Source organism: Chitinophagaceae bacterium (assembly GCA_016717285.1).
GTDB lineage: Bacteria > Bacteroidota > Bacteroidia > Chitinophagales > UBA10324 > JACCZZ01.
This window is the reverse complement of record JADKFU010000001.1, coordinates 645788-668643: the sequence shown is the minus strand read 5'-3', so window position 1 is coordinate 668643 and position 22856 is coordinate 645788. Positions and strand designations below refer to the sequence as shown.

Sequence of the window (22856 nt, the reverse complement as noted above, 5' to 3'; positions counted from 1 at the left end):
GGCTATTTCAACCGGTAAAGGTATTATTTTGAATGGCGGAAATTTTCAAAGGACTTTGTCTGGAACAAACGGAAGCTTCACAAAAAACGTAGTGCCTACATTTTTACCGGAAATAAAGTCGATAGTTCCTCCAAAGCTATCAACGTAATCTTTGCTGATAGCCAGTCCAAGTCCTGTACCCGAAGATTTGGTAGTGAAACTTGGAATGAAAACATGTTTTGCTTCTTCTTCGGAAATTCCAACTCCATTATCAGACACGGAGACCACCACTTCTCCGTTCAAATTTTCTGTAATAACCGTCACATTACCGGCACGATCTTCAGGAATAGATTGCGCTGCATTCAACAGCAGGTTATTAAAAACACTCAGCAACTGATTCTTATCGGCAAAAACGATACTGTTTTCAGCATGGTCATGCAAATGAATGGCAGCGCCTTCTCCTTCTTTGAGTAAATTACAGGCAGTCTGAACGACATCATTTACATCAATCAATTCAAATACAGGCCGTGGCATTTTTGCATAATTAGAGAATTCGTTTGCAATATTGCTCAGGTTATCAATTTGTTCAATTAACGTCCGCGAAACCTTGGTTACTAATTCAGGAAGATTGGGTGCATTCTGCTCGTAAGCACGTTGGAGATGCTGGATTCCAAGCTTCATGGGCGTAAGCGGATTTTTTATTTCATGCGCCACCTGCTTTGCCATCTCACGCCAGGCTAAATCTCTTTCAGATTTCGCGAGCTTTTCAGCGCTTTGTTCCAAATGACCAATCATTCTATTGTATTCATTAACAAGGTTTCCGATTTCATCACTGGCATGCCATTCAATCAATTCATTGCGTGATCCAATTTTCACCTGCTTAAACTTCTCTCCAATCAACGACAACTTTCTGGTGATTTGTCTGGAGATCAACGGTGCCAGCAAACCAGCAGAAATAATTGCAAGCACCAGGATATTAACCAGTGCCACAAAGAAAAATCCCACCTGTTCATTCAGATTTGTTTTGGAATTAAAGTAGGGTACGTGAACAAAAAGCACGGCCTCTCCTTCCGGATTCCTGATAAGGCGATAACCTGAATAAAATTTCAAAGTGCCAACCTGTTCTTCTTTTACCAGCACAGCCGGTCCTTCATTGGAAAGTTCCTTAAAAGCAAGCGGATTCATTTTTTTTGAAACGAGTCCCTTTTCAAAAAAGCTTCGTTGACTTGTTGCGATCAGGTTGCCTTGCAGGTCGAAATAATTAATGTCAATATCCTGAACTTCGGCAAACTGATTTATATTTTTTTTAAGCATTGACTGAAATGACTCCGTGTTTTTAACTCCTGCATTCTGATTATAGATTATCTGTACTGATTTAGTAACTCTACTCATCTTATCCACTACGGTCTGAATGGAAAGCTCTTTGAACTGGCTGATGAAAAACGAACCCGCTATGTATGCAATTACAAAGAGCATGGCAAGAATGAAAACCATAAAAAATCCATGTATCAGCATACGCAGTGATGCAATCCTGAAAAACTGCCTGATGGAGCGTAAATTTGGATTGATGCTGATCAGGTTAAATAACAAAACCAATAAGGTGATGTTGAAAAATACCACGAACAGGAATGAAAAATAAGAAGTGAAATAAGGAACCCAATTTGATTTTGAAGAAACAACAATCACCACGCCGTTTCCCCGGTTGTAAACCAGGTGGTGATATCCATGATAAGTTACATACCGGTATTCCCGGCTTTCATCCGGCGTCCATTTCAGATGATAGTCATAAGAATAGGATCCTTTCTGCTCTACGAGATGTTGATGGCTGTAAATCGCGAGTGAATAATTCATGAATTCATAAGGCAATTTATCTTTGTCTTCCAGCAATAATTCAGGATAAATCCCCGCATTTTTATAGGCATCAGCGGTAAGCTCCACAAATAATTTACCGAGCAATGAATCCCCGTCCTGAATTACATATTCAGCAAGATAACTGAAACTGCCTGATGGCGTTGACGAGTGATACAACTCATCTTTGATGATTTCTGACCTCAACGACTTCAGTCCCTTTTCTGTCACAAAACCAAAATATTCATCCTTGCCTGACAACAAATACCCCTTCGTATCTACAGGAAAATAACGGATACGGTATCTGCTGAATCCCTCCTGGAAATAGCGTTGCTGCAACTTTCCGGTAAGTTCAGTTCCCGAATCATCTTCAGATTTAAAAAACTGTATCAAAAAGGCATCTCTGGTAATCTTTCCCTGCAAGTCAGACAATAGAAACTCGGTAACTTTATCTTCCGTGTTAATTAATTTTCGTGCGAAATTGATTCTTGTATCCTGCTCCTTTTTCTCTCCATAAACAAGCAACAACATTGCGCCGGAAGCAGAAATAAAAACCAGTAGCAGGAACAACTGCGTGAAATTTACTCCATCCTGCCTGCGCTTGCTGAAGTAGGGAAGTATCAGGATAAGTGCATTGATCCATATCATTACCCACAGGCCGGATATTCCGGTATCATAAGCCAGGTAATACAAAAAAGCCAACGTTGTGCAGATAAGAAGCACAATTACGTTATCTACAATCTTTAATGGATTGCGTTGAAGCGTGGAAATAATTTTAAGTGACAATAAAAAAAGGCAGATGAAAATCAGCGCAATACAAACCACGCCAAGAATGCTGTAATAATCAGGCTGGAGCGGATTAAAAAAAACAAAGGCAATTTTAGAGTCCCGCACCAATGCACGTATCACATCCACCATATAAATACCAAGAAAAAAGATCGCAAAGTATCCAATCAGGTGCACGATGTAGTTGAGCATCGAAGCCTGTTCCATCTTTAATCGCAAGTGCACTTTATTGGTAACATAAATGCAGGCCCAAAAAAGAAACAGCAATTGAATAGCGAGACTTCCTAACGATGAAGCAACACCTTCAGATGCAAAAAGATCAGCATTAAATATCTTCCAGTTCTTTACACCGTCCGGAAGTATGGACTTATCACTTAGCAAAAAGTAGATCGTAAAGAACAGTATTCCTAAAATCAAAGGCCTTATCCAAACCATTCTGTTGGATGGCAACAGGTTCAACATCTGATTCAGGAACATCACAAACAAAACCAGTGATGCCATGAAAAGCAACAGCGCCAGTGCACTGGCCTTTCCTGAATAATCAGCAGCATCAATGCCGGCATAAAAGATGGTTTTACCTGACGCATCAGTTATCGGCAAATAAGAGTCTTTGGCAATTGCGGAGACCTGGAAATAATTGGCCACTTTAAAATTTTCACTGAAATGTGGTTTCAGGTAACTGTTGGATGTTTCGTATTCATATTTAACAGGAATCAATGCCAACGCGGAATAATGAGTGCTGTCGTCAAATACAGTTATATATTCTTTATGCGCGAGATAGTATCCATTGCTCAGTTTTAAAAAGCTGGTACCTTTTGAGAAGGTTGAAATGGACTGTGATGGAATCACTTGATTCTGGGTCCATAATAACAGAGAGTCGCTGCGATATAGGAGCAATTCGTATGGATACGTATTATATGTTGCAACCTTATTCCAGGCAGATCCCTCACGTATCATGCGTGCCAGATCAGCATCCGTGAACTGATTTTTAAATTCCAATTCAATTTTAGACAGCCCAGTGGTCAATTGCCGGGCTGCATATTTTAATTCTGATTGTTCAGAACTGATACTACCGGACTGGTAGGAAAGCGCCATCAGCGTTATAGAAAGCGCTAAAAAATGAAGTCCATATTTATTAATCAGCAACAAGGTCGTATCGTTGTTAGGCAGCGCAAATTACATTTTCGATTGGAGAACGAATGCAAGGAAATACGATGAGAATATTATCATTTGCACTGTAAGGCGGAGCCTTCAATGAAGTATAATCTCTGTGGCACCAAACGCGTACTTTGGATGATAATCGTTGTTAAATGATTTTACTTCCTTATAGGATTTCAGCAGATGATGTATCTCCTTTTTCAGTTTACCCTTTCCATTTCCATGTATAATATACAGCCGATCGACGCCGCCGGCAATAGCGCGGTCGAGCGTTTGCTGAAACTTTGCCAATTGAAGGTGAAGCATTTCAGCGTTGCTCATTTTTCCGGAATCAATGACAAGCTTTTCGATGTGAAGGTCAACTTCCCTATCAGCAACAACTACATCAGTATCTTTATTTACCGGGCTATCCATCATCATTTCTTTCAGCAGTGAGAGATCAAAAGCCACTCGTGGTTTTATTTCCTGTCGGGGAACGATCTTCTTTAAAGAAACAGTATTGATGTTGTAGATGTAAGCTTCATTACCTTTCAAAGGCATTGCGCCCGTCTTATTAAAAAAATTCTGCGGTTTAATTTTTTGTTGAAGATCGCCTTTCATCACCTCATTCATCTCATCCCGTACATGCAAATCAACTTCAGGCATTTCATTCAAAGCATCATAAGCAATTTCATGCAACAGGAAAACCTGGTAAGGCAGTGCAGTTTTATCCAGTTTAAAATGAATATTTCCTGATAAGAAAAAACGGTAACGAAACATGACAGAATAAACTGTATCATTTATAAGACTTACTTTAAATTGTCTGATATCTCCGGCCTGGTCCTTTTCAGGTTCAAATGAGAGAAATAGTCCACTGTCTTTTTTTTGCAATGGCAGCACTTGGTTATTAGTGACACTGGGATTCTGTGTTTTAACTGTTTCATGCTGCATTTTTTTTTGAGGTATATCCTTTGTGATATCAGTACAATAAACAGGAATCTCCATGTCACTCAATTGAACATACACCATTCCGGCACCATTCAACCGTGTAACAATACCTTCTTCCTGCAAATGGATGAGGAACACTTTATCGCCCGCTGAAAATTTTTCTTCCACAAATAACTATTGATCACAAAATTACGTTTCTCGTTCCAATGCCGGCAATTTATGAATACGCCCTATAGGATTTTACATAAAGACAGGTGCAGTTGAAAAACAAAATCTTTACATTTAATTAATGTTTCAAATGAAAAAATCCATCATTTCTGTATGCTTTCTGTTCTTAGCAGGAAACGCTTTTTGTCAAACCGTTATCAAAACTCCTTTGTTTAAAAATTCATTCGGCGTGGAGTTTATTAATGTTCCGGATTATATTCAAACATCTTTAAACACTGATTTTTATAAGCCTTACCCAAATTTTGCTTTAACAGGTGAATTTTTGATCAGTAAAAAAATATACCTTGATCTTGGTTTTCTACCTTTCGGTGATGGTGGCGGAACAATCCGGCAGTATGATAATCCTGACAACCCTTCCATCAATGTACATTATGCCGCTTACGCAGGAGCAGAGACAAAGCTCAAAATTGTAAAGGGACTTTACTTTACACCTTCTGCTTATTTTACTTTTTATCACTATAAGAACGTTTATGAAAAGCCTTCTTTCAGTTCTTACAACAATTTGTATTACGGTTTAGGAGGAACACTCGGATTCGAATACTTTATATCCGACCGAATCTCTCTAAACACCGATTTGCTCTCCATGGGATATGGATTTATTTATCGTGGTATTCAGAATCCGTTTTCTAATTATTATCCTAAAAATTATTTCTCTGAACATGTTCAGGCTCACGTCTATAAGACTTTAAGTCTTGGTATCCATTATAATTTTGGGAGGAAAAAATAGTAGTGCAGCAAAACGATAATGCATGTTGTTGTTCTCTGTTACTCATAACGCAACGCTTCAATCGGATCAAGTCGTGAAGCTTTTACTGCCGGATATAAACCGGAAACCAAGCCAACAATAAAACAAAAAATTATACCTGCAACAATCCACAGCCATGGAATAATGAAACTGGCTCCAAGCACGAGGGAGACAAGGTTACCTACCAATATCCCAAGTATAATTCCCAGTATGCCACCAAGCTGACAAATCACAATGGCTTCCGTAAGAAACTGTGCACGGATTTCTTTTCGCGTGGCACCTAACGCTTTGCTCACTCCTATTTCGCGTGTTCGTTCAGTTACGGAAACCAGCATGATATTCATTAATCCAATCGCCGCACCGAATAAGGTGATGATTCCGATTAACGTAGCAGCATACGTTACATATTGAATATTTCCAATTAACTCATTGGCCAGCTCATCGCTCTTCGATATTTTGAAGTCATCTTCCTCTCCTAACCTTAATCCCCGAATGTTGCGGAATAAACTGGTGGCTTCATCAATAGCAGGTTGCAACTGGTCAATAGAGCTCACATTCACATCCATATTTACGGAATTATTGTGACCCATAAAATTGCGGATCGCATTCAGAATGGGAATCAAAACCACATTATCGCCACGAGATACCATACTGGAACCTTTTGCACCCAGCACGCCAATCACCCTGTAACGCATTGCATACATAGAAACAAACTTGTTGACAGGATCTTCTTTGGTACCAAAAATTTTATCAACCACATCCTTCCCCAAAACGATCACCGGAGATCCTTCTTTCACTTCATCAAGTGTAAAGAAACGTCCCAATGCAACCTGGTTTCCGGTGGTCAACAAAAAGTTTTCATCCACTCCGGTAACCAACACATTAGGGTTGGTTTTTTTTGATTCATACTTAATTGTTGAAATGCCGGTAATGTTTTCAGAAACTGAAACCTGTGCAGGATAATTATACCGGTCTTTAAATAATACAGACTCGCGGTATAAAATAGGCGGGCCTGGTTTTTCATCTTCCCCTCCGCCACCTCCCCTCATATCATTCCACTTTCGCTCAATAGAAAATGAGTTGGAGCCCATGCTTGAGAAATTGCTTTTAATCGAACTCTCCAGGCTGTCGATAGCAGTCAAAATACCTACAAGTGCCATGATGCCAAAAGCAATGATGAGACAGGTAAGTACAGTGCGCATCAGGTTGCCGAAAATGGCGCGTAAAGCAAGTCGTATGTTTTCAATTAAGCTCATATCGTTTTACAGGCCGAATCAATTTAATTTTTTTAAAGAATATCCGAAGGACGCTCCAAGCCCGCCACCGGTAGCTGCTATCACAAAGCTAATCACATACAGTAACCAGGATGCAGGCAATGTAAAAAGCAATGCGATGCGGTCTGTCATCAGACTTCCTTCGGTGGAAGTGATCATCATTGCATACACCAGCCATACTAATCCACAGGCAACGAAACCCGATAGAAAAAGCTTGCTTGAAATTTTTCCCCATTAAAAAAGAAAGCACTGCGGCAGCAATCACCATGCTCCACCACGGAAACCAGATTTGTAAAGCCGCACTTGCTAAAGCAATTAAAAGAAATAGAAGCATTTGCTAATTTGAAAGGGTGATAGTTGAAACAATCCTCGAATCTTTTTCCTGCTCATCATGCAGGATCAACAATTCATTTTGCAAACCTTTGCTCCATGGATCAATCATGTTTTCGTAAAATGGTGATCCGGGATTTCCGGATTGTCCGCCCGGATAAATTCCGAATGCTTTGACTTTATTACCCAATTCAATAATCATTCTCCACGATGGGCCGTGATCGTAACCTGTGGCATTCACTATTCCTGAATTGCCCGGCGCGATTACAGGAATTCTGCTCAATGCCGGAATATGAAGCAGGTGATTCACATGCGTATTTTTTACCTGTGCCCACTGCCAGTCCTTTGTATCTGCTCCGTATTTTTTTTGAAGTGAATCAATTGCACTAAGATAAGATTGATTGATTAATTGCTGAAGCGTTTCGATTTCAGGTGTATTTACATTATCAATCCATCGCTTGTTGATATTGTATTTAACAGTTTGCAATGAAATATCCGTACTTGGATATTCCAATCCTTCTTTGCCTAATTCATCATCCCATATCACTGTCTTTAAATTAATCCACCATGCATTAAACACTGTTTGTTCAGTACTGTTGGTGTTTGCCATTAAATCCCAATTCTTCAATAATTGGAACTGTTGCTTTTGCAAATCATTCAATTTCGTTTCATCAACACCTGCTATCATTTCCGTTATCACAAAATCAGCCACCATATTTTTATTATCATACTGAAGAATACGCATTTCTTCCGAAGTAATTCCACTCATGCCGGAAAGTTGTTGGTTGATTCGATGAGCGCGCATTGGTGCATCCATTTGCCAATTGATATAATATGGATAAGTGGAATCGGTTGATAGCTGATTGGCAGAACTTACAAATCCTCTTTCTGGATTTTTAACATGAGGGTCCTGGTCATGAGGCACCCAACCCTGCCAGTCGTTCTCCGGCTTTGATCCATCGAGAAGAAACTTTCCCTGGTTTTTCCATTTCAGCGGAAATTTTCCATTCACCCAGATGGCAATGTTATTGGCAGCATCAGCATAAATAAAATTTTGTGCAGGGCATTCAAAGAAACTCATCGCATGTACATAATCATCATAATTTTTTGCACGATCCAGTAAAAGAAAGGTATTCAATTCAGCAGAATGGTCATGGCCCAGCCAACGCATCGCATATCCTACCGGGAAATTGGTTCGCATTAGTTTTTTATCCCCCATAGTTACAACCGGTCCGTGTTGTGTATAAAAAACTGTATCAACCACATCTTTCTCTCCGCGAACCTTAATCACTTCAATTCTTGCTGTAGTCTGCTTCCATTCGTTATTATAGAAATATTCTTTGTGTGTGTCATCTTTAAACTGCACACTGTACCAATCCAGAATATCAGCATCCACATTTGTCTCGCTCCATGCAATGCTGTCATTAAAACCTATGATAACTGTAGGCACTCCCGGAAGTGAAACTCCGGTAGCATTACAATCCGGACTCACCAACTGCATCTGATACCAGATGGAAGGGAGATTCAATCCAAGGTGCGGATCACCACAAAGTATCGGAGAACCACTCGCTGTTTTGCTTCCACTCACTGCCCAGTTATTACTCCCGTTATCCGGATTGGGTGTATGATCGGGTTTAACAGCAGGCACCTCACTTATCACCTGAAAGGGTGCAGCAGGAATGGGTAATGGCACAAAGTCCCATGTTGTGCCTGCAGGAATTATTGGTTCACTCAGATAGGCATGGCCGTTGAACAATGAATCAATGGCGGTTTGTCCGTATTGTTTCAATATATTACTTGTTGCAAGGTCACTGCTGGCACCTGCCAGATCGTAAGTCATATATTTCAGCAGCAAAGCGCATTTCAGCGTTGTCCATGGTTCAGGTTTATAATCCAATAGCTTGTATTCAACCGGAAGATCTTTTGAGCATAAATTTTTTATATACGCATTTACTCCTTCGGTATAAGCTGATCCTGCCTCCTTCATCATTGGGTCGGCCATCATATTTGATTCGGCATTTTCCGCCGCGTATACCATTCCGAAATTTCGTTGCTGACGGTCGTAAGGCAATGCCTTTGCGCCAATAATTTCTGAGATTCTGCCGGCTGCCGCATGGGTTTGAAATTCCATCTGCCACAAACGATATTTCGCATGTATATAACCTTGGGCAAGGTAGAGATCGTGGTTGTTTCTGGCGAAAATATGCGGCACCATGTTGTTGTCCATCACCACTTTTACCGGAGCTATCAATCCTGTTATTGTTAATTCTGTTTCAGCAATTTTTCCAGATTCATTATTCTGCCAAAACCCGTTGAATGGTGATAACAATTTACCTAACGGTGGAATATCTCCCATTTTGGTGTTCAATACATAGCAATAACAGATACACAGTAATGCGAGAAGGATGGATCTGAACCATTTCATAGTTAAGGGCGAAGCTAATAAGAAACCATGATGATGGAAATATCTTTCTGTAGAAACGCCAAGCATGGCGTCTCCACGGATATTCGATCCGTTAGACGCAAACATTGCGTCTCTACAACATTAAATATATGATTCCGTGTCGAGACGCAAGCATTGCGTCTCTACCATTTCATTTTCCTGCTATCGATTTTTTGATTTTTGCGTGAACCACTTTCCTTTCTTTTTAACTTTGCACCACATTTAATACTTTCTTCTTTCATAAATCTGTTTGAAAATGGCATTTGACCTTGAAATGATCCGGTCGGTTTACGACGCATTACCAGCTAAGATTTCTGCTGCACGCCAACTCCTCAACCGTCCGCTTACTTTGGCGGAGAAAATATTGTATTCACATTTATTCGGAACATTTCCGGTTACTGCTTTGAGCCGGAGCAAAGATTACGTTGATTTTGCCCCTGATCGCGTAGCTATGCAGGATGCCACGGCACAAATGGCTTTGTTGCAGTTTATGACAGCAGGTAAAGACAAAACCGCTGTTCCTTCCACTGTACACTGCGATCATTTGATTCAGGCGAAAGTTGGAGCAGCCGCGGATTTAAAAAGCGCACTTGATACCAATAAAGAAGTGTACGATTTCCTCGCTTCTGTTTCTAACCGGTATGGCATTGGATTCTGGAAGCCGGGTGCAGGAATTATTCACCAGGTAGTTTTAGAGAATTATGCTTTTCCGGGTGGCATGATGATCGGTACAGATTCCCATACGCCAAATGCAGGTGGATTGGGCATGATTGCTATTGGAGTGGGAGGCGCTGATGCTGTGGATGTGATGAGTGGCATGGCCTGGGAATTGAAATTCCCGAAGCTCATTGGTGTGCGCCTAACGGGAAAAATGAACGGTTGGACTTCAGCGAAAGATGTGATTTTGAAAGTGGCGGGAATCCTTACTGTGAAAGGCGGAACAGGTGCCATCCTCGAATATTTTGGTCCAGGTGCGGAGAATATTTCCTGCACAGGTAAAGGCACCATTTGTAATATGGGTGCGGAAATTGGTGCCACCACTTCTGTATTCGGCTACGATGCCAGGATGGAAGCTTATCTGAAAGCAACAGAACGCGGAGCAATTGCTGAACTCGCTAATTCGGTTGCCTCGCATTTAAGACCGGATGCTGAAGTATTAATCAACCCTGAAAAATATTATGATGAAGTGATTGAGATTGACCTTGATACACTTGAACCACACATCAATGGACCTTATACACCGGATCTTGCCTGGCCACTTTCAAAATTTAAAGCTGCTGTTGCTGAGAATGGCTGGCCTGATAAACTGGAAGTCGCACTTATCGGCTCCTGCACCAATTCTTCATATGAAGATATGTCACGTTCGGCTTCTATTGCGCAACAGGCAATTGATAAAAGACTGAAAGCAGTTTCAGAGTTTACGATTACGCCGGGTTCAGAGCAAATCCGTTATACCATTGAACGGGATGGAATGCTTTCAACTTTTGAATCCATAGGCGGAATGGTGCTCGCCAATGCCTGTGGTCCCTGTATCGGTCAATGGTCTCGTCACATCACCGACCCGACTAAAAAGAATTCCATATTGACATCTTATAACAGAAACTTCGCAAAACGCAACGATGGCAATGCAAGCACGCATGCCTTTGTAGCTTCTCCGGAAATTGTTACCGCTTTTGCACTTGCAGGTTCTCTATCTTTCAATCCGCTGACTGATGAGTTGATTAATGAAAAAGGTGAGCGTGTAAGACTTGATGAACCTCAAGGCATTGAACTTCCGGTTAAGGGATTTGCTGTGGAAGATGCAGGCTATCTGGCACCTGCTGCAGATGGAAAAAATGTGGTGATTGCCGTTGATCCGGCTTCAAACAGATTACAATTGCTTGATCCTTTTCCTGCATGGGAAGGTACTGATTTGAAAGGATTGCGCCTGCTGATTAAGGCCAAAGGAAAATGCACCACCGATCATATTTCGATGGCGGGTCCCTGGTTGAAATACCGTGGGCATCTTGATAATATTTCGAATAATATGTTGATTGGGGCCATGAACTTCTTTAATGAAAAGACGGATACGGTTAAGAATGGACTTACGGGAAAATATGATTCAGTTCCCAACGTGCAACGAGCTTACAAAGCTGCTGGAATAGGAACAGTTGTAATAGGTGATGAAAATTATGGCGAAGGGTCATCACGTGAACATGCCGCGATGGAACCACGACATCTGGGTGTTAGAGCCGTGATTGTAAAATCATTTGCCCGTATACATGAAACCAATTTAAAGAAACAAGGCATGTTGGGATTGACCTTTGCTGATAAAGCTGACTATGATAAAATTCAGGAAGATGATGTGATTGATATTCTTGGCCTCACCACTTTTGCACCTGATGTGCCATTAACTGTGCTGTTACACCATGCTGATGGAACTACCGATCAGTTTGCTGTAAACCAGACATTTAATGCTTCGCAAATTGAATGGTTTAAAGCCGGCAGCGCACTCAATCTGATTAAAGCAGCAAGCGAAAAAACAAAAATGAAATAAGATGATGAATCCTGAGCAGGTTTGATATTTCCGGAAATAATTTCAGAAAAGAAAAAAGAGATGCAGCATGTGCATCTCTTTTTTTTGTCTGGACTATCAATCGATATCCACCGTAACTATTGGAGAAATGCTTAACAAGTGTGAAAATCGTGAAGATTGATTTTCTATACGTCGTCCATTAATCACTTAATAAATAATTGAAGATGAAAAAGTATTTATTGTTTTTTGTTTGTCTTGAAATATTGTTTTTTTCCTGCAAAAAAGAAGAGGGTTTGGTGAATGCAAAAATAATTTTTGCAGGCGTTGTTGCTGCGGATGGCTGCGGATGGTTGCTGGAAACCGATAACGGACACTATAGTCCTGAGAATCTGGACAGCCTGTATATGATGAACGGGAAGGAAGTTCTGACTTCATTTGTATTAACCGGTGATACGTTTACCTGTGGTCTTTTTGCAAACCTGCATTATCCTTTTGTCACCATCACAGAAATGAAAACTCATTAAAAGAAATTGCAGTTAAAATCAGTAGGTTTAATATTATTCATTTTTAAAATACGGCTAACCATTTAGCTGCATTTAGAAAGAATTCAACTCATTTTACGTTTTTCAAAAGGATCCGGATGTTGCAAATTGTATAGATTTGTGAAACACTAAAAAGCTGATGCTTAAACCCAGTTTTGTAAAACTGCTGCTTATACTGATGCTTTGTCTTCAGACTTCCATGTTACGTTCTCAGGCTCTTGACATGGGCGTTGATGCAGGAGTTACCGGCTTTTTGGGCGACCTCGGTGGTGCAAATGCAATCGGACGACCATTCTTTTTCGACCTGGAAACGTCGCTTACAAAACCGGCTGCTTCCGTTCATTTCAGATATTATGTGGGCGGACTTTTTTCGATCAAGGGTTCCCTCAGTTATAGCAATGTTGCCGGAAATGATTCGCTCATTCAACCATCAGAAGACTTTTCACCTGAATGGTATAGATGGTATCGCAATCTCAGCTTTCAATCGCAACTTATAGAAGGCGCAATTACAGGAGAATTAAATCTGAAGCATTTTGAACCCGGCTCCATGCGATATAGATTTGCGCCGTATGTTTTAGCGGGAATCGGGATGATATATTTTAATCCTAAAGCATCCTACAATGGCGCATTGGTAGCACTGCAGCCCCTTCATACAGAAGGTCAGGGGTTTGACAGTGTAGATATTAAACCCTACTCACTCATTCAACCTGTTTTCCCGGTAGGCGTTGGCTTGAGATACAACATTTCGAAAAGCTTTGTTTTTGGTTTCGAATTCCGCAACTATTTCACGCTTACCGATTACATAGATGACGTCAGCACTTCCTATGTTTCACAAAATCAGTTCAGCAAGCACTTTTCTGATCAGGAAGTTGCTTCTTTAGCGTATGAGTTATCAATGAGGGCAGATGAAAAGGATCCGGAAGGCTTCTATCAGGATGTAACTGCACCTGGTCAACAACGCGGCGACGCTAATAAAGATCAGTATTTCACGACACAGTTTTCAATTTCATATATCCTCTTCAATAACAGATTTGGTTCTCAAGCCGGAAATAAATCCCATATATTTCCACACAAAGTGCATTCAACAAGTCAGATGTTTAAGCATAAAAAGCATAAGAAAGCCAAGCACCACTAACAAGCACTACGGCTTTTAAATCCTGAAATACTATTACGTACAAGTTACCCTGCAGATGCTCTAACACTTTCATTTTGTTCTTGCACCAGCTTATCTCCTAATGCATTGTGTAATAACATCAATTGTTTTTTTATGACTTGTCTTTAGATATTGCTTCATTTAGAATGCTCGTCATTATCTTACTGTTCCAAATTTTATACATTTGGCAAACACTTTCAATTGAAGATGAAAATTCCTGGTTTTGCCGGACTTATGGTAATTGTAATGCTCTGTCTGCATTCCACTTATACCAATGCGCAGGCGTTGGAAATCGGTATCGATGGCGGCGTCACCGGATTTTTGGGTGACCTTGGAGGTGCAAATTACATCGGAAGACCTTTTGTTTTCGACCTTGAAACTTCGCTGTTAAAGCCTGCTGCATCAATCCACTTCAGGTATTATGTTGGGGGTTTACTTACCATTAAAACTTCATTTACCTATACCGGTATAGCGGGAAATGATTCTCTCATTCAACCCACAGCGCAATTTTCACCGGAATGGTACCGGTGGTACAGAAACCTCAGCTTTCAGTCAACATTGATGGAAGGCGCAGTCACAGCAGAATTAAACTTCAAACATTTTGAGCCTGGATCAAAACGTTACCGGTTTGCCCCATATATTTTGGCCGGCGTTGGAGTGATGCATTTCAATCCTAAAACCATTTACAATGGCAACCTCATTGAATTACAACCGTTGCATACAGAAGGTCAGGGTTTTGATAGTCTTAATGTAAAACCCTATTCACTTATTCAGGCTGTTTTCCCGGTAGGATTTGGTTTTAGGTATAACCTGACACAAAGCGCAATCCTTGGTTTTGAATTTCGCAATTGTTTTACAATGACTGATTATATGGATGATGTGAGCACCTCATATGCTTCCCAGGATCAGTTCAATAATTATTTTTCAGACCCTGCAACTGCTTCATTGGCTTATGAAATTTCAAGAAGGTCGGATGAAAAAGATCCTGAAGAATTTTATGGATATATCACGGCTCCCGGTCAACAACGTGGCGATGCGAATAAGGATCAGTATTTTATGATGCAGTTTTCAATCTCGTATCTTCTTTTCAACAACAGCATGTCTTCATCCGGTTTTAGTGGTAAGCATGGTATTTACGCGCATAGAATAAAGGCAACTCATGAGATGTTTAATCATAGTAGGGGAAAGCAATATTATAAAAGGAAGAGTCACCGGTAACTCTCTTGCCAGATTTCATGTTGAATTGGCCTTACATTTTTTCGGGACTTGATTGGTTACACACCTGTTAAACCCTGTTTTTTCAAGCCTCCGGAAATCATTCACAATAAAAAGCTGGTTTTTAGGATTCTGGATGGCTGCAACAGCAACATTCATTTTGATAGTTCTTCCATGAAAGTGTCCTTAAAAAAAAATTGCTGTGCCTGACCAAGATGATGTATAGAAAAGAAAAAGGTGATTCCTGCTTTCGCAAGAACCACCTTTAAAATTGAAATAAGAGCATTTGCAATTACTAACTAATTAGCACTAACTACTCATGACTCTTAATAATCCATTCCACCCATTCCGCCAGGAGGCATTGCTGGAGCTTTATCTTCCTTAGGTTTATCAACGATTACACACTCCGTTGTAAGCAACATGGAAGCGATTGAAACCGCATTTTCCAATGCAACACGTGTAACCTTGGTAGGATCAATAACACCGGCAGCAAGCATTTTTTCATAGACTTCCGTGCGAGCGTTAAATCCAAAATCACCTTTGCCTTCTTTCACTTTTTGAACCACGATGCTTCCTTCCAATCCTGCGTTAGCGGCAATCTGGCGAAGAGGTTCTTCAAGCGAACGGCGAACAATCTGGATTCCGGTTTCTTCATCTTCATTGGCTGATTTTAACTTATCCAATGATTCGATAGCGCGGATATAGGCCACTCCACCACCCGGAACAATTCCTTCTTCCACAGCAGCGCGTGTAGCATGCAATGCATCGTCAACACGTGCCTTCTTCTCTTTCATTTCCATTTCAGAAGCAGCACCGATATACATTACAGCAACACCACCGCTAAGCTTTGCAAGACGTTCCTGCAATTTTTCTTTGTCATAATCGCTGGTAGTAGTTTCAATCTGCGCTTTGATCTGGTTAACACGTGCAAGTATGTCGGCTTTTTTACCGGCACCATTTACGATTGTCGTATTGTCTTTATCCACTACAATTTTTTCAGCTTTACCAAGATAAGCTACTGTAGCGCTTTCCAGTTTATATCCCTGTTCTTCGCTGATCACGATACCGCCGGTAAGTTTGGCAATGTCTTCCAGCATTTCTTTTCTGCGATCACCAAAGCCCGGAGCTTTCACAGCCGTTACTTTCAAGGTGCCGCGAATCTTATTGACAACGAGTGTTGCAAGAGCTTCGCCTTCGAGGTCTTCCGCTATAATCAATAAGGGCGCACCAGTCTGAGCTACCTTCTCCAAAATCGGAAGCAGGTCTTTCATGGAACTTATTTTCTTATCGTAAATAAGGATATATGGACGCTCTAAATCGGCTTCCATCTTATCAGGATTAGTTACGAAATACGGTGACAGGTAACCACGATCGAATTGCATTCCTTCCACAATCTCAACTGTTGTTTCTGTTCCTTTCGCTTCTTCAACGGTTATTACTCCTTCCTTCTTCACTTTGGCCATTGCTTCAGCAATCAGCTTTCCGATTTCACTGTCGTTATTGGCAGAAATGGTTGCAACCTGCTCAATCTTTTTATTGTCGTTGCCAACATTCTGAGATTGAGATTTCAGGTTATCAATCACTTTGCTTACAGCATTGTCCATACCGCGTTTCAGGTCCATAGGATTGGCACCTGCAGCAACATTCTTCAATCCTGCAGTAATCATTGCCTGAGCAAGCACCGTAGCAGTAGTAGTTCCATCACCTGCAATATCAGCAGTTTTTGAAGCTACTTCTTTCAGCATTTGTGCGCCCATGTTTTCGATGGGATCTTCGAGTTCAATTTCTTTGGCTACCGTAACACCATCTTTGGTGATCAGCGGTGCACCGTACTTCTTTTCAATAACTACATTACGTCCTTTAGGACCAAGGGTAACTTTCACAGCATCAGCCAGCGAGTCAACCCCTTTCTTAAGGCGGTCACGGGCATCCGTGGTATAGGTGATTATTTTTGACATAACTTTTAAAATTATTGGTTATTGGTTAATTATTAATTGTCGAAAACTCAAGTTAACCGATGCTCGTTTTCAATTAACGAATGACGATTAACTCCTAACTTTTTAAACGATAGCGAAGATGTCTGATTCACGCATGATCAGGTATTCATTGCTGTCAATGGTAATTTCTGTTCCGGCATACTTGCCATAAAGAACCGTATCGCCGGCTTTCACCGTCATGGGTTCGTCCTTTTTACCATTTCCGACAGCGATTACTTTCCCCTTCATGGGTTTTTCTTTCGCAGTATCAGGGATGATGATCCCACCTTTTGTTTTTTCTTCGGCATCCGCTGGTTTTACCAACACGCGGTCAGCCAAGGGCCTGAGGCTTACTTTTGACATAGTTATTGATTGATTTTAAGTTTAAAGTGATTTTTTTTGGACGGCGAAGGTACTAACATTTAGTATGCCATGGGAAAATTTTGGCACGAAATGGCAGATGGTGGAAAAATCTGCAAAAATGGAGCAGCTTGTTATGACAGGATTTCCGAAGCCTTATGGCTTAATGAATAGATGCCTGGATGGCTCAATGGCCTTACTACTGCTATCTTAATTTTTCAGGGAAGTAGTTAAAAAAAAATTCCAAAGAAGCTATAAAGAAACTTCTTTGGAATTTTGAAATTGTTTAATATCTCAATTACTATTTAGCTATCACCAATTTGGTAGCATAGCTGAAGCCATCTCCCTTTATATGAAGGAAATAAATGCCATTCAGTAGCGTGTTGGCTGCAATGTTTACCTGATTGAATCCTGACTTGTAATTACTATTTAATTGCTTTATCAGTTTACCCGAAACATCAACCAATTCAATAGTCAGGTTTTCAGCCTGTTTCAGATCGAATGCTACATCGAATTGATCAGTAGCCGGATTAGGATATAATTTCACTCCATTCAATTGATGGTGGGGATCATTTCCAATACCTGTTAATGTTTGATAGCCTTCGATGTCATTTTTGTTTCTTGGTAAAATTTTCCAATTGCTGAAACTGTAATACATGATGCCGTAGATATAGCCAAGATTTTGATTGAGCGACAATGAGTCCAAACCAAAATCAAAACCAATATCATTTGAATAATCATCACAACGCATTCCCAGGTTATCGGTGGTATTTGCATCAACTGACCATTCGCCAAATGTGCTGGGATTATCCGGATTTTGATTCACAACGTAAACAACATCAAAACCAACCAGCGATCCTTCATAAGGCTCGGTCTCATCAAAAACTCCCAAACGAACAGATTCTGTGCTGAGTCCTCCATAGGCATTATAAAGTGTATTGCCTGTTGAAACAACTGTATAAGTAGTGCTGTCGAGATAAGTGACATTAAAATTCTCATAGATTTTCGCTTTAGTCACCTTGATTTTGTCGCCACGCTGAAGCGTACTCAGATTTTGTCCACGCATAAATATTCCATGCCAGGGACCTTCTCCATCCTGGATCGTTACCAGGCCAAGATCAAGAAATCCTGTGGTTGACATGACAATTCCTTCCACATCAATATCACTTAAAGTTTTATTGGCATACACCGGAGTCCCATTTCCGGTGGGATTCCATTGTACATCTTTTATGGAATTGATACCACTGTTATTTACCCAGTAAAATGAACCTGTTGCCAATGAATCAGGATAGTTCGCATGATTGCCGCCATTGTCAAGAGCCTTGATCCAATAGTTGACATAAACACTGTCAGTAGTGATGGCAGGGATCGTACCGCTCCAGATTGAACCACTGCCTGACATTGCCACAGAAGAAAAAGTCGCGTTACCTAATCCAACGGAATAATATAAAGTAGCGCTTGTAACAGAACCATCTACATCAGTAATGTTTGCCGAAACTGTTTGTGTTTCCGAGGTTGATGGAACAGGATTACTCAGGTTCACATTGGTGATGATCGGTGGAGCTGCTGTAATTACACCAATGTCATTAAAATCCCTTGGTGAAACAGCATAATTACAACCACTCGTAGTAGAACAATACTCTACTATCTGGCCCTTGACAAATGAGATGGTTGCATTGGCATATGGAGCAACATCCCACGCTGTTGGCGTATTCGATCCTGATGAAGTACAGAAATTATCACTGGTATCATTTCTCATCCAACCTGACACGTCACGTATTTGTATCTTATTTCCGCTTTGATCCTGAATGCTCCAGAATACTCTTCCTGTACTGCTTCCTGTACCGTAAGAAATATCAACCACCTGCACATTGTTAAACTGTACATACGTTCCTTCCCACTGTTCACCGGTGGTGCGTTGGATAATTTGTCCGCCCGTTCCATCATTTTGGCTGAATTGATTGATGGTAAGTAATGGAGGTGTTGGCACAGCCTGCCCAATTCCGGTAATTGAAGAAGCTACCGGCAGAAGCAGAATCTGACTATTGCCTGGAACAGGAGCGCCTGTTAAGCCGAAGTTGCTAACAATTCCGGTGCACTTCACTTTGTTACCTACCTGAAAATTATCAATGAACTGCACATCATTATTTAATGTGTTTAAACCCGGTGTGTAACCGATAGCAGCGGCATCAATCAACACATGTACCCCATTGAACGCTCCGCCGGCGCCATCCTGCAACCACGTTCCAACACGGCCACCGGTAGTACTCAGTCCATAGTCACATGGATCAAAAGTTACTATTCCTTCCACTTGAACCGTGTCGAGATAGTAAATAGAGGTATCAACTCCTATAGCAAGACTTGGAGCATCAATGTATTGCAGGTCGTGGATGCTGACCAAAGGATATTGCGCAAAAGAGGAGGAAATGCACAATAATGAAAAAGCGCAACTGAGTAAAAAATTCTTCATGGTAGTTTAATTTTTGAAATGGAGGTTTAATGTTTTGTTGAAAAATATTATTGTTGAAATTACGATATTAACGATTCACTATTCACTTTTTACTATTCACAATCACTTTATCACCACAAACTGTCCTTCCTGAATAATGTTGCTGCTTAAATCCTTCACTGAAAACAAATAGATGCCCTGCGAAATGCTTTGCTTGCTTTCTGATAGAATATCCCAGGCATGTTCTCCGCCGGGTAGAATTCTTTGGTCTGTGCTTCCCGCATAGTTTGCATACCATTGAATGTCAGAACCATTATAATCTGCAGCATCATGATTGAGTGTCGCCACTATATCGCCGGCCAAAGTGTAAATCCTGATTTCGCATTGTTGCGGAAGGTTATAAAAATAAATCTTTTTTGTTTCTGAAGACGGGCCATCCCACGACGCAGAGACTTTATACGGATTCGGGTACACTCCTACTTTCGTTGACTGATTTTTCTCTTCAAAATTGTTTACAGCGGTACCTGACCAAACACGAAATGTATTCTCCACAAAAGACGATTCCAGTGAGGTAAGTGCCAGTGCCGGATCGCCCTGATCAAAAGCAGTAATGATAAAAACATATTGCCATCCGTTCAATAAATTATTCAATTCAAACTTGTATTGGTAGGCAGTCGTATCCCCTTCAAAATACATGGGAGATGGTAATCGAATGGCTTCAAATCCATTATTGTAGCCGATAGAATTACCAGGATTATCCCACTGGGCAATCTGATTCTGTGTGCTTATTTGTTGAACATCATCACCTGCATTCGAACGGTAAATCCGGTAGCCTTCAAAATCCATTTCTCTCGAAATCGGATCTATGGAATATTCTGCCCGGTTATCCCAATAAATCTTAACACTATTTGATGCAGGAATTATCTTCACCTTGGGCGTAGCGGGAGGTTCAGGTAATATATACCGGTCAAGTATTCCATTCGCAATCAGATCTTCTCCAGCATCCAGTTTACCGTTTTCGTTTGCATCTTCACCCAGATAAGTTCGTTTTGCCCAATCGAGATGATTAAACAATTCACTCTTTGCATATTCAGTATCCTTATCAGGACCTGAGGTGCCACCGGTTTCAAGTTGTTTTGCACACACCATAGCTATCACATACGTAAAAGACTCTCCGGGTAAAACTTGAACAATCGGTCCGGCGGAAATCAACTGTACGCGGTTGGAAGGATTCTGCAGAAAAGTTACGGTGCCGGGATCGGTAAAGTCAATACTTGTTTTCAACTTATCAAACCGCTGAATATCATCAATGGGCGCTCCATATTGTGATCCATCGAAAGTTTTGAAATTCCAGAAATTGCCATTCACCCGCGGCGCCGGGAATCCGGCAGCAGCCACATTCGCGGCGTTGTTTGGGTGAATGAATTGATCGCGCCATTCAATACCAAGGAATTGACTTGCGCCATAGGAGTTGGTATAACCAGGATCACCATTCACATCAAATGCATAAATGGCGGACAACGAATCAATAAATCCACCACCGCCTTTATTAAAAAAAGCAGAGCCATTATCTGTCGCAACATTCACATTTCTTATCACAAGATCCGTCCATGTGCCCATCCAAACCGAATCCCATGCATTGGTTGAATTATTAGTGATGGTATAATTAAGAATGACAAAGTAATCAGCATAAGAGTAGTTGTAAGCATAACATTCAAGATGTACATCTGCCGCTAAAGGAAAAGTATGATCAGCGATTGGAATGGTGGTGCCGGGAACAATCGTGTTTGCATCTGTGAAATCAATAATCATATCCTGGTGTGAGACAGCATCCACAGAAAAATAATCGCTGTAAGAAAGTGTAGACTTTTGTTGAATGAGGTTGCCGATGGCGGAAGTAAACTCAAATCCGGAAGCACCTGTGGTATAACCGCTTGGTGCATCAATGGCCGCAGTTGAAACTGCAGTTTGTCCGTTTACCAATGCGCCAATCCACAATCCACCTTCAAACAAATGCTCAATGCCGGAATTGATGGGATATTCCATGGAAGGTTCACCCTGGGGGTCATTCACCACATCGGGCCTTCCGATAGTTCCGGCATTGGTGACAGAAAAACCTATGTTACCGACATTGATCGTTTCGCGGTCAAAAGATGCCTGCGCCGTAGCAGACATATTGAAAAGAACCCTCAAAATAATGCAGGTAAGTATCCACTTCATGAGTTGGCGAAGGTAGAAAAATCTATTCGCGGCAGCACTGTTAGAAAATTGTATTTCTATGATAAAAAGAACGGATTCCTTACTGTTGATTTCCGAAATAGCTTTTTGCATCAGGTCCCTTGTTAAAAATCAAATCAATAATGCTTAATCCGGCAACGAAACCATGCTTATGTTGAAAAACCTGATAGTACGGAAGTAATTTTTCAGACGCATTGATTTTGATCGTCTTCTCAGAAAGGGTCTTTATGTGATTGGAGTCAGATACTAATTCAATTTCAACACCAAGGGCTAATATCCTGAAGCATGTTTGCATTAAATGCACATTTAAATCAATCAGGAACTCTGTTTTCCTTTCATAAAAGTGGCGGAACTGATCCTCATAAAACTGGAAGTACGAACTCTTGTTATAAGCTGAGCAGATACTGTTCCAGTGAATTTGTTGCCATCTTTCTTCATAACTGATTTTAACATCCCTGATATTTTTTTTCACCCCCCTGCCTCCTTGTAGTGGCACAGTTAGCAATTGAGTTCCGTTCGCACCCAGAATTTTACACCTGTTCTGATGCGTTGATTTTTTGAAGGGTTGTTGAATGTCAATCGAAACCATGGAACTTGAATGCAGCTCAACAAACCATGCAACGGGAGGCAAATAATTCGCCTCTATCAAAAAAGTAGTGGGTTGCCTGCCGGAATTCATCTTTGCACGTG

The 22856-nt window shown here is 40.9% G+C and carries 15 protein-coding genes; 6 read left to right on the top strand and 9 right to left on the bottom strand.

All coding sequences use genetic code 11. From position 1 onward, the window contains the following. Positions 1 to 45: 45 nt before the first annotated feature. Both IPO83_02790 and IPO83_02785 read right to left on the bottom strand, forming a co-directional pair. Positions 46 to 3762, bottom strand: coding sequence for a hypothetical protein (locus IPO83_02790; protein ID MBK9730208.1), 3717 nt, complete (start codon positions 3760 to 3762; stop codon positions 46 to 48). A 102-nt stretch (positions 3763 to 3864) separates the two neighbouring features. After that, positions 3865 to 4866 (bottom strand): Smr/MutS family protein, encoded by a 1002-nt coding sequence (locus IPO83_02785; protein ID MBK9730207.1) that lies wholly within the window; start codon positions 4864 to 4866, stop codon positions 3865 to 3867. Positions 4867 to 4996: 130 nt separating this feature from the next. On the opposite strand from IPO83_02785, the gene IPO83_02780 reads away from it, so the two are divergent. Beyond that, entirely contained in the window at positions 4997 to 5653 is a 657-nt protein-coding gene (locus tag IPO83_02780) for a hypothetical protein (protein MBK9730206.1), read from the top strand. Positions 5654 to 5691: 38 nt separating this feature from the next. Here the strand turns inward: IPO83_02780 and IPO83_02775 are convergent, their stop codons facing one another. Beyond that, complete coding sequence (locus tag IPO83_02775) at positions 5692 to 6927, bottom strand: ABC transporter permease (GenBank protein ID MBK9730205.1); 1236 nt, start codon at positions 6925 to 6927, stop codon at positions 5692 to 5694. On the opposite strand from IPO83_02775, the gene IPO83_02770 reads away from it, so the two are divergent. Then, complete coding sequence (locus IPO83_02770) at positions 6908 to 7183, top strand: hypothetical protein (protein MBK9730204.1); 276 nt, start codon at positions 6908 to 6910, stop codon at positions 7181 to 7183. The genes IPO83_02775 and IPO83_02770 overlap by 20 nt on opposite strands. Positions 7184 to 7282: 99 nt before the next feature. Here the strand turns inward: IPO83_02770 and IPO83_02765 are convergent, their stop codons facing one another. Further along, the gene (locus IPO83_02765; GenBank protein ID MBK9730203.1) at positions 7283 to 9700 is read right to left on the bottom strand and encodes a penicillin acylase family protein; all 2418 of its coding nucleotides are present in this window, start codon (positions 9698 to 9700) and stop codon (positions 7283 to 7285) included. Positions 9701 to 9974: 274 nt separating this feature from the next. Here IPO83_02765 and IPO83_02760 point away from each other — a divergent pair, with 274 nt between their 5' ends. The 4 genes from IPO83_02760 to IPO83_02745 all read left to right on the top strand — a co-directional run bounded on the left by IPO83_02760 (position 9975) and on the right by IPO83_02745 (position 15146). Next, entirely contained in the window at positions 9975 to 12254 is a 2280-nt protein-coding gene (locus IPO83_02760) for an aconitate hydratase (protein ID MBK9730202.1), read from the top strand. A gap of 203 nt (positions 12255 to 12457) precedes the next feature. Then, positions 12458 to 12757, top strand: coding sequence for a hypothetical protein (locus IPO83_02755; protein ID MBK9730201.1), 300 nt, complete (start codon positions 12458 to 12460; stop codon positions 12755 to 12757). Between the two features lie 157 nt (positions 12758 to 12914). Further along, a complete protein-coding gene (locus IPO83_02750; protein MBK9730200.1) occupies positions 12915 to 13910 on the top strand; it encodes a hypothetical protein in 996 nt (331 codons plus the stop codon). Between the two features lie 225 nt (positions 13911 to 14135). Further along, complete coding sequence (locus IPO83_02745; protein MBK9730199.1) at positions 14136 to 15146, top strand: hypothetical protein; 1011 nt, start codon at positions 14136 to 14138, stop codon at positions 15144 to 15146. Positions 15147 to 15469: 323 nt separating this feature from the next. Here IPO83_02745 and groL read toward each other — a convergent pair whose 3' ends face one another. The 5 genes from groL to IPO83_02720 all read right to left on the bottom strand — a co-directional run bounded on the left by groL (position 15470) and on the right by IPO83_02720 (position 22845). Beyond that, on the bottom strand, positions 15470 to 17101 hold the full coding sequence (gene groL / locus IPO83_02740) for a chaperonin GroEL (GenBank protein MBK9730198.1): 1632 nt from the start codon (positions 17099 to 17101) through the stop codon (positions 15470 to 15472). 102 nt (positions 17102 to 17203) lie between these two features. Further along, positions 17204 to 17482: a co-chaperone GroES gene (locus IPO83_02735; GenBank protein MBK9730197.1), complete on the bottom strand. Its 279-nt coding sequence runs from the start codon at positions 17480 to 17482 to the stop codon at positions 17204 to 17206. 298 nt (positions 17483 to 17780) lie between these two features. Next, positions 17781 to 19949, bottom strand: a complete 2169-nt coding sequence (locus tag IPO83_02730) for a T9SS type A sorting domain-containing protein (protein ID MBK9730196.1) — start codon at positions 19947 to 19949, stop codon at positions 17781 to 17783. Positions 19950 to 20051: 102 nt separating this feature from the next. Next, complete coding sequence (locus IPO83_02725; GenBank protein MBK9730195.1) at positions 20052 to 22259, bottom strand: hypothetical protein; 2208 nt, start codon at positions 22257 to 22259, stop codon at positions 20052 to 20054. Beyond that, positions 22228 to 22845 carry a WbqC family protein gene (locus tag IPO83_02720; GenBank protein ID MBK9730194.1) on the bottom strand — a complete coding sequence of 206 codons (618 nt, stop codon included), beginning with the start codon at positions 22843 to 22845 and terminating at the stop codon, positions 22228 to 22230. The genes IPO83_02725 and IPO83_02720 overlap by 32 nt, the downstream gene beginning before the upstream one ends. Positions 22846 to 22856 lie beyond the last annotated feature (11 nt).